The sequence below is a fragment of the Actinacidiphila bryophytorum genome (assembly GCF_016916835.1).
In the GTDB taxonomy this organism is placed as follows: domain Bacteria; phylum Actinomycetota; class Actinomycetes; order Streptomycetales; family Streptomycetaceae; genus Actinacidiphila; species Actinacidiphila bryophytorum.
Window position 1 is genome coordinate 22,506 of sequence record NZ_JAFFIX010000043.1, and the last position, 9,047, is coordinate 31,552.

Annotated in this window: 9 protein-coding genes; 7 read left to right on the top strand and 2 right to left on the bottom strand. The window is 73.8% G+C overall.

The window, feature by feature from the left end; translation table 11 throughout:
• Positions 1-14: 14 nt before the first annotated feature.
• Genes JT723_RS33685 through JT723_RS33695 form a run of 3 tightly spaced genes read left to right on the top strand, consistent with a single transcriptional unit; the run spans position 15 to position 3,108 of the window.
• Positions 15-1,256 carry a segregation and condensation protein A gene (locus JT723_RS33685; RefSeq protein WP_205048690.1) on the top strand — a complete coding sequence of 414 codons (1,242 nt, stop codon included), beginning with the start codon at positions 15-17 and terminating at the stop codon, positions 1,254-1,256.
• Positions 1,253-1,945: an SMC-Scp complex subunit ScpB gene (gene scpB, locus JT723_RS33690; RefSeq protein ID WP_240166611.1), complete on the top strand. Its 693-nt coding sequence runs from the start codon at positions 1,253-1,255 to the stop codon at positions 1,943-1,945. The genes JT723_RS33685 and scpB overlap by 4 nt, the downstream gene beginning before the upstream one ends.
• Complete coding sequence (locus tag JT723_RS33695) at positions 1,945-3,108, top strand: pseudouridine synthase (protein ID WP_205048691.1); 1,164 nt, start codon at positions 1,945-1,947, stop codon at positions 3,106-3,108. Before scpB ends, JT723_RS33695 begins: the two co-directional genes overlap by 1 nt.
• A 6-nt stretch (positions 3,109-3,114) precedes the next feature.
• On the opposite strand, the gene JT723_RS33700 is transcribed toward JT723_RS33695, so the two are convergent.
• Positions 3,115-3,873 carry a nucleotidyltransferase domain-containing protein gene (locus tag JT723_RS33700; RefSeq protein ID WP_205048692.1) on the bottom strand — a complete coding sequence of 253 codons (759 nt, stop codon included), beginning with the start codon at positions 3,871-3,873 and terminating at the stop codon, positions 3,115-3,117.
• A 222-nt stretch (positions 3,874-4,095) separates the two neighbouring features.
• Here JT723_RS33700 and JT723_RS33705 point away from each other — a divergent pair, with 222 nt between their 5' ends.
• The 4 genes from JT723_RS33705 (at position 4,096) to der (ending at position 8,405) form a co-directional block, all read left to right on the top strand.
• Positions 4,096-5,181 (top strand): prephenate dehydrogenase, encoded by a 1,086-nt coding sequence (locus JT723_RS33705; protein ID WP_205048693.1) that lies wholly within the window; start codon positions 4,096-4,098, stop codon positions 5,179-5,181.
• Positions 5,182-5,527: 346 nt separating this feature from the next.
• A complete protein-coding gene (cmk, locus tag JT723_RS33710; RefSeq protein ID WP_251513833.1) occupies positions 5,528-6,208 on the top strand; it encodes a (d)CMP kinase in 681 nt (226 codons plus the stop codon).
• A gap of 80 nt (positions 6,209-6,288) precedes the next feature.
• Entirely contained in the window at positions 6,289-6,873 is a 585-nt protein-coding gene (locus tag JT723_RS33715) for a lysophospholipid acyltransferase family protein (protein ID WP_205048702.1), read from the top strand.
• Between the two features lie 74 nt (positions 6,874-6,947).
• Positions 6,948-8,405 carry a ribosome biogenesis GTPase Der gene (gene der, locus JT723_RS33720; protein ID WP_205048694.1) on the top strand — a complete coding sequence of 486 codons (1,458 nt, stop codon included), beginning with the start codon at positions 6,948-6,950 and terminating at the stop codon, positions 8,403-8,405.
• An 18-nt stretch (positions 8,406-8,423) separates the two neighbouring features.
• Here the strand turns inward: der and JT723_RS33725 are convergent, their stop codons facing one another.
• A complete protein-coding gene (locus JT723_RS33725) occupies positions 8,424-8,672 on the bottom strand; it encodes a hypothetical protein (protein ID WP_205048695.1) in 249 nt (82 codons plus the stop codon).
• Between the last annotated feature and the right edge of the window lie 375 nt (positions 8,673-9,047).

The window sequence follows — 9,047 nt, forward strand, 5'->3', positions numbered from 1 at the left end:
CACCCTGGACCGCGATGCCCACCACCACGACCGACGACTCCGACCGCCCGCGCCGCCGCCTCGGCCGCGGCGCCCAGCCCTGGCCGGACGCGGTGCAGGACGCGGTACCGGATGTGGTGCCGGACGCGGCGGTGGAACCGGTACCCGTGGCCGTGGCAGAGCCCGAGGCAGAGCCCGAGCCCGAGCCGGAGCCCGTACCGGTGCTGGAACCCGAGCCCGAGCCCGAGCCCGAGCCCGAGCCCGAGCCCGAGCCCGAGCCCGAGCCCGAGCCCGAGCCCGAGCCCGAGCCCGAGCCCGAGCCCGAGCCCGAGGCCGAGGCCGAGCCGGAGCCCGTACCGGTGCTGGAGCCCGAGCCCGAGGACGTGTCCGACGACGTACCGGCGGACGCGGCCGGGGAGCCCGCGGAGGACGAGACCGGGGACGGGCGCTTCACCGTGCGGCTGGCGAACTTCGAGGGACCCTTCGACCTGCTGCTGCAGCTGATCTCCAAGCACAAGCTGGACGTCACCGAGGTCGCGCTGTCCAAGGTCACCAACGAGTTCATGGCCCACTTGCAGGCCATGGGGCCGGACTGGGACCTCGACCAGACCACCGAGTTCCTGGTGGTCGCCGCCACGCTGCTGGACCTCAAGGCCGCCCGGCTGCTGCCCGCGGCCGAGGTCGAGGACGAGGCGGACCTGGCCCTGCTGGAGGCCCGCGACCTGCTCTTCGCCCGGCTGCTGCAGTACCGCGCGTACAAGCAGATCGCGGCGATCTTCGCCGAGCGCCTGGAGCAGGAGGCGCTGCGCCACCCGCGTACCGTGGGCCTGGAACCGCAGCACGCGGAACTGCTGCCCGAGGTCGTGCTCAGCATCGGCCCCGAGCGCTTCGCCCAGCTCGCGGTCAAGGCGATGCAGCCCAGGCCCCGGCCCCAGGTGTACGTGGACCACATCCACGCGCCCCTGGTCAGCGTGCGCGAGCAGGCCGAGCACGTGATCGCGCTGCTGCGCGAGCGCGGCGCGGCCAGCTTCGGCGACCTCACCGCGGACGCGCCCGACACGCTCACCGTGGTGGCGCGCTTCCTGGCGCTGCTGGAGCTGTACCGGGAGAAGGCGGTCGCCCTCGACCAGGAGCAGGCCCTGGGCGAGCTGCAGGTCCGCTGGACCGGCGGCGAGGACCCGCCGGACGCCCCGCTGGTGACCGACGAGTTCGACCAGGAGTCCGCGCCCGCGAAGGGCGACGTCAGCAAGAACGGCACGAACGGAGCGAGACGATGACCGACGTGGCGGATCTCACCGCGGGACTCGACGTGCCCGAGGAGCAGCGCCCGCCCGCCGGGCTGCTCAGCGCGGCCACCGCGGAGCTGGAGCTGAAGCCGGCGCTCGAAGCGGTGCTGATGGTCGTCGACGAGCCCGCCACCGAGGAGGCGCTCGCGAAGGTGCTGGAGCGCCCGCGGCGGGCGGTCGCCAAGGCGCTGCGCGAGCTGTCGGACGACTACACCCGCGAGGGCAGGGGCTTCGACCTGCGCCTGGTCGCCGGCGGCTGGCGTTTCTACACCCGCCCGGACTTCGCGCCCGCGGTGGAGAAGTTCGTCCTGGACGGCCAGCACGCCCGGCTCACCCAGGCCGCGCTGGAGACGCTGGCCGTCGTCGCCTACCGGCAGCCGGTCAGCCGCTCCCGGGTCTCCGCGGTGCGCGGGGTCAACTGCGACGGCGTCATGCGGACCCTGCTCCAGCGGGGTCTGGTGGTCGAAGGTGGGACGGAACCCGAGACAGGTGCGATCCTGTACAGGACGACGAACTACTTCCTGGAACGCATGGGCCTGCGCAGCCTTGACGAGCTGCCCGAGCTAGCACCGTTCCTGCCGGAGGCGGACGCGGTCGAGGCGGAGTCCCAGGAGGGGCTGCCGTCGTTCGATCCGGATGCGCCGGACGAGCCTTCGACCATTGCGAATACGGAAACTTGATGCGAAGCAGCGACAGGAACAGCGGCGGCGACCGTAACCCCAGGGGCGGCGGCGGCAGCCCCAGGGGCGGGTCCGGGGGAGACCGGCGCGGCAGCGGTGGCGGCCAGGACCGCCGGGGCTCGGGCGCCGGTTCCGGCGGCGGGCGCCGCGGTGACGCGCCCCGGCGCGGCGACGGGCGCACCGACGGCCCCCCGCAGCGCCCCAGCAAGCCGCGCCCCGAGGAGCGCCGCTACGACGTCGGCTCCACCGGCCAGTCCGGTGCGAACAAGCCCGGCGGCATGCCCCGCACCAAGCCCGGCAGCACCAAGCCGACGGGCAACCGCGGCCGCGGCGCCGTCCCGGCCCGCCCCCGCGAGCTGGACGCGCAGATCGAGGAGCGCAATCGGCAGCGGCACAGCAAGCCCAAGCTGAACCTGCCCAAGACCTTCCCCGGCGCCGAGCAGGAGGGCGAGCGGCTGCAGAAGGTGCTGGCCAGGGCCGGCATGGGCTCTCGGCGGGCGTGCGAGGAGCTGATCGAGCAGCGCCGCGTCGAGGTCAACGGGCGGATCGTCACCGAGCAGGGCCTGCGGGTCGACACCGACCACGACGAGGTCAAGGTCGACGGCCTGACGGTCGCAACCCAGTCGTATCTGTTCTTCGCGCTGAACAAGCCCGCCGGGGTCGTCTCCACCATGGAGGACCCCGACGGGCGGCAGTGCCTGGGCGACTACGTCACCAACCGGGAGACCCGGCTCTTCCACGTCGGGCGGCTCGACACCGAGACCGAGGGCCTGATCCTGCTCACCAACCACGGCGAGCTGGCCCACCGGCTGACCCACCCGCGCTACGGCGTCCAGAAGACCTACCTCGCCGCGATCCAGGGGCCCCTGCCGCGCGACCTGGGCAAGCAGCTCAAGAGCGGCATCGAGCTGGAGGACGGCTGGGCGCGGGCCGACCACTTCCGCATCGTGCAGAACACCGGCAAGAACTACCTGGTCGAGGTCACCCTGCACGAAGGTCGCAAGCACATCGTGCGGCGGATGCTCGCCGAGGCGGGCTTCCCGGTCGACAAGCTGGTGCGCACCAGCTTCGGGCCGATCCCGCTCGGCGACCAGAAGTCCGGGTGGCTGCGCCGGCTGACCAACACCGAGGTCGGCATGCTCATGCGCGAGGTCGACCTGTAGGCGGGCTCAGCCCCGTAAGGGGTCGGCGGCGGTCTCCTGCGGGGCCGCCGCCCTCGCCCGGGCGACCTCCGCCTCCGCGGCGGCCGAGGCCCGGCGGACCCGGACGAGGAAGTCCTCGACCCGGGCGGCGTCCGGCTCCGCGGGCAGCGGGGTGCGGGCCGCGGCCGCGTCCGCCTCGTCGTGCAGCGTCCGCATCCAGCCGCGCACCTCGTCCCAGCCCATCTCGCCCCGCCGCACCGCGAGCAGCGCGTCCCGCCGCTCGCCGACATCGATGGTGAGGGTGCCGGTGCGCAGCAGGTCGCGGCAGCTCATCAGCAGCCGCAGCAGGTGCATCGCATGCTTCCAGCGCGGCTCGCCGTGGTTGCGGATGTCGGCTTCCAGCCGGCCCAGCTGCTGGGCCGCGTAGCCGCGGAAACTCGCGTCCGCCCTGCGGGAGAGGAACGCGTCCCGCAGGTCAACCAGCTCCCGCCCGGTGGCGTCCAGCCGCTCCACCAGCGGCGAGTGCAGGCACTCCAGCACGTTGGGGTTGGCGCGCAGCGCCAGGGTGCAGAAGCGTTCGAGCTCCCAGGAGAACTCCTCCTCGCGCGGCCCGCTCACATGCGTCGGGGGTTTGTCGAACCGCCAGAACAGCGACGCGGGCGCCACGAAGACCCCGCGCCGGTCGACGTCGCTGCCCTTGGTGGCCAGACCGAACGCCCGCGAGCCCATGACACACGCGTAGACCGTGTGCTCACGGACGAGATCGTGCCCCAGGGATTCACGCATAGGGGCGATTATCGCCAGCATGTACGCCCCCCGCCGGGAATTTGCTGCTTCGGACGGTGACCAGGTGGTTCACGGGGAGTACGGGACGTCTGTTCACGGCGCCCCGCGGCGGGCGTCTCGCCCAGCGGTCCCGGGTCTCGCCGCGGCCCCGCGCTGGCTACGCTGGACGCCTCGGGCCTGCCCCGGCCGCGTACGCCCCCCGCATCGCAAGGACACCGCCACGTGAGAACCGCACTCGTCATCGGCGCAGGCCTCGTCGGTACGTCGGCCGCGCTGGCCCTCACCGCCCGCGGTGTCGACGTCCGGCTCAGCGACCAGGACGACTCGGCCGCCAGGACCGCGGCGGCCCTCGGCGCGGGCAGTGCGGCACCGCCCGACGGCACGGTCGACCTGGTGGTCGTCGCGGTGCCGCCCGCGCATGTCGCGGCCACCCTCGCCGACGCGATGGCCCGGGGCGTGGGCCGCGGCTACCTCGACGTGGCGAGCGTCAAGGGCGGCCCGCGCCGCGACCTGGAAGCGCTCGGCTGCGACCTGTCCGCCTACGTCGGCACCCACCCCATGGCCGGCCGCGAGCGCTCCGGGCCGCTGGCCGCCACCGCCGACCTCTTCGAGGGCCGCCCGTGGGTGCTGACGCCGACGAAGGCCACCGACACCGACGTACTCAACCTCGCGCTCGAACTGGTCGCGCTGTGCGGCGCCGTTCCCGTCGTGATGGACGCCGAGGCCCACGACCGGGCCGTCGCGCTCGTCTCGCACACCCCGCAGCTGATCTCCAGCATGGTCGCCGCCCGGCTGGAGAAGGCCGAGGACAGCGCGGTGCGGCTGTGCGGGCAGGGCATCCTCGACGTGACCCGCATCGCCGGGTCGGAGCCGGGGATGTGGATGGACATCCTCACCGCGAACCCCGGCCCCGTCGCCGACGTCCTCGCCGACATCGCCGCGGACCTCGGCAGCACGGTCGAGGCGCTGCGGGCGCTGCAGAGCGCCGACGACGCCAAGCGGCAGGACGGCGCCGCGGCCGTCCAGGACGTCCTGGTGCGCGGCCGGGCCGGCCGGGCCAAGGTGCCGGGCAAGCACGGGGCGGCCCCGAAGGCGTACGAGGTCGTCGCCGTCCTCATCGGCGACCAGCCGGGCGAGCTGGCCCGCCTCTTCGCCGACGCCGGCGCCGCCGGGGTGAACATCGAGGACGTGCGCATCGAGCACAGTACGGCCCAGCAGGCGGGGCTGGTCCACCTCTTCGTGGAGCCGCGCTCGGCTCCCGTCCTCGCCGCCGCCCTCCGCGACCGCGCCTGGTCCTTGCGGCCCTGACCCCCCGGGGTGCCCCTGCGGGCCGGCCACGGGACCTTCCCCCGGTGGGGGCTTGTCGCGCAGTTCCCCGCGCCCCTGAAAAACGCTCACCCTCTTGCGTAGAGGGCACCCCCAGGGGCGCGGGGAACTGCGCGCCCAACCACAACGCACCGAAAGGTACGAGCGCGCCGCAAGCGGCAATCACCCAGGGGCTCGGGGAACTGCGAGACAAGCCCACCACCGGGGGAAGGTCCCGCAGCCGGACCGGAGGGGCAGGGCGAGGGGACCGGGGGGCCATGATTGGCCGGTAATCTAGGTGGAATGGCCCGGCGCCCAGCCGGGTGGCACACGAGGAAGGCCTTCCGCTGTGGACAACCCGGTGATCGTCGCCATCGACGGCCCCTCCGGCACAGGCAAGTCCAGCACTTCCAAGGCGGTCGCCGCCAAGCTCGGGCTCAGCTACCTGGACACCGGCGCACAGTACCGGGCCATCACCTGGTGGATGCTGACCAACGGCATCGACGTCAACGACCCGGCCGCCGTCGCGGACAGCGCGGGCAAGCCGGTCATCGTGTCCGGCACCGACCCGCTGGACCCGCAGATCAGCGTGGACGGCGCCGACGCGACCGCACCGATCCGCTCGCAGGAGGTCACCGCCGCGGTCAGCGCCGTCAGCGCGGTGCCGGAGGTGCGCGCCCGCATGGTGGAGGTGCAGCGCGCCGCCGCCGCGTCCGCCGCTGCCGGCATAGTGGTCGAGGGCCGCGACATCGGCACCACCGTGCTGCCCGACGCCACCGCGAAGATCTTCCTCACCGCCTCCGCCGGGGTCCGCGCCGCCCGCCGCAGCACCGAGCTGAAGGGCGCGGTGAGCGTCGCGGCCACGCAGGAGGCGCTGACCAGGCGGGACGCGGCCGACTCCGGCCGCAAGACCTCCCCGCTGGCCAAGGCCGCCGACGCGATCGAGGTCGACACCTCGGAGCTGACCCTGGACCAGGTCGTGGACCGGGTCGTCGCCCTGGTCGAGCAGAAGCGGGCGACCGTCAGGTGACCGCAACGCACCACCAGGAAGCCCCGGCGCTGCCCAGCCCGCGCGGCGCCGCCGTCGCCCGGGGCATCGGCATCGGCCTGATGAACGGCCTGTGGCGCCCCCGCGTGCTCGGCGCCTGGCGCATCCCCGCGCAGGGCCCCGTCATCCTGGCCGGCAACCACGCGCACAACATCGACGGGCCGATGCTGATCGGCACCTCGCCGCGCCCCCTGCACTTCCTGGTGAAGAAGGAGGCCTTCGTCGGGCCGCTCGACCCGTTCCTGCGGGCGATCGGCCAGATCGAGGTCGACCGCAAGAGCGCCGACCGCACCGCCGTCGTGCACGCCCTCGGCGTGCTGGAGAACGGCGGTGTGCTGGGGATATTTCCCGAGGGCACCCGCGGCGGCACGGAATTCGCCGAGCTGCGGGCCGGTCTCGCCTACTTCGCCGTGCGCTCCGGCGCGCCCATCGTGCCGGTGGCGGTGCTGGGCAGCGCCGCCAAGGGCCGGCTGGTGTCGGCGCTGCCGCCGCTGCGCAGCAGGATCGACGTCGTCTACGGCGAACCCTTCACCGCGGGCGACGGCAGCGGGCGGCGCACCCGCAGCGCGCTGGACGCCGCCACCGTGCGCATCCAGGACCGGCTGACCGCACACATGGCCGAGGCCCGGCGGGCCACCGGCCGCTGAACCACCGCCGCCGCACCGCACCGGCTCATGCCGGCGGTGCCGCGCGGCACCACTGTTGACCGACGGAGAGACCGATGGACCAGCACGACCAGCACGGCGAGACCGGCGCGCTCGGCGACGCCGAATACGCCGAGTTCATGGAGCTCGCCGCCGAGGAGGGCTTCGACCTGGAGGAGGTCGCCGACGACCTGGCGGAGGCGGGCCACGGCCCGCTGCCGGTGCTCGCCGTCGTCGGCCGGCCCAATGTCGGCAAGTCGACCCTGGTCAACCGGATCATCGGCCGCCGCGAGGCGGTCGTCGAGGACAAGCCGGGCGTCACCCGCGACCGCGTCACCTACGAGGCGAACTGGAACGGCCGCCGTTTCAAGATCGTCGACACCGGCGGCTGGGAGCAGGACGTCCTGGGCATCGACGCCTCGGTCGCCGCGCAGGCCGAGTTCGCCATCGAGGCGGCCGACGCGGTGGTCTTCGTGGTCGACGCCACCGTCGGCGCCACCGACACCGACGAGGCCGTCGTCAAGCTGCTGCGCCGCGCGGGCAAGCCCGTGGTGCTCGCCGCCAACAAGGTCGACGGCCCCTCGGGCGAGGCGGACGCGGCGGCCCTGTGGAACCTCGGCCTCGGCGAGCCCTTCCCGGTGTCCTCGCTGCACGGCCGCGGCACGGGCGACCTGCTGGACGCGATCCTCGACGTGCTGCCCGAGGCACCCGCCATGACGTACGGGGACGTCGTCGGCGGTCCCCGCAGGATCGCGCTGATCGGCCGGCCCAACGTCGGCAAGTCCTCCATGCTCAACAAGATCGCCGGCGAGGACCGGGTCGTCGTCAACGAGATGGCCGGCACCACCCGCGACCCGGTCGACGAACTGATCGAGCTGGGCGGGATCACCTGGAAGTTCATCGACACCGCGGGCATCCGCCGCCGGGTCCACCTGACCGAGGGCGCCGACTACTACGCCTCGCTGCGTACGGCGGCGGCCCTGGAGAAGGCCGAGGTCGCGGTGATCCTGGTGGACGTCGCGGAGACGCTCGCCGAGCAGGACACCCGGATCATCTCGATGGCCGTCGAGGCGGGCCGCGCCGTCGTCATCGCCTACAACAAGTGGGACCTGCTGGACGAGGAGCGCCGCTACTACCTGGAGCGCGAGATCGAACGCGACCTCGTCCAGGTGCAGTGGGCGCCCCGGGTCAACGTCTCGGCGCGCACCGGGCGGCACATGGAGAAGCTGGTGCCGGCCATCGAGACGGCACTCGCCGGCTGGGAGACCCGGGTGCCGACCGGCAGGCTCAACGCCTTCCTCGGCGAGATCGTCGCCTCGCACCCGCACCCGATCCGCGGCGGCAAGCAGCCGCGCATCCTCTTCGGGACCCAGGCGGGCACCAAGCCGCCGCGCTTCGTCCTGTTCGCCTCGGGCTTCCTGGAGGCCGGCTACCGGCGCTTCATCGAGCGCCGGCTGCGTGAGGAGTTCGGCTTCGCCGGCACCCCGATCCAGGTCTCGGTGCGGGTGCGCGAGAAGCGCGGCCGCAAGAAGTAGCCCTTCCGGCGGGCGGCGTCAGCGCTCGTTCATCCGGTTGTCCGGGCGGCCCGGCGGCAGCGCCGCCGGGCCGTTCCCGCGGTGCCGGCCGGGCGCGGCCGGCGGGAAGTCCGGGTGCCAGGGGGCGAAACCGTTGAACTGCAGCGACTCCTCGCCGGTGCGGTCGCCCGGCAGCGTACGGAAGAGCCGGCGGTACTCGCTGTACAGAGCGTCATAGATCGGCGTGGCCGTGCCACCGCCCCCGGATGCGTCCTGCGCGCTGCGCATCGACGGGATGTACCGCTGGAAGGGGGACCGGGAGGAGGCGTCAAAGGTCTGCACGTAACGCCCAACGACCTGGCCTTCCGCCAGGATGCGGTCCGCCCGGCTGAACTTCCCCCGGGCGGTCCTTGCGCTGGACGGTACGCCTCCCCTGGCGCGGGGAGCGGGAGCCTCTTCGGCGGGGCCGAGCCATCCGCCGGCCGCGGGGGCTGAGGGGGTGCCTCTGCGTAGGGCGGTGCGCTTCCGCCGGCCGCGGGGGGGCTGGGGTGCCTGTTCGGCTGGGCCGAGCCATCCGCCGGCCGCGGGGGCTGTACGGACCCCTTCGGCAAGGGGGCACCCCCCAGGGGCGCGGGCGGCTCCCTTGCGCAGGACGGCGCCCCT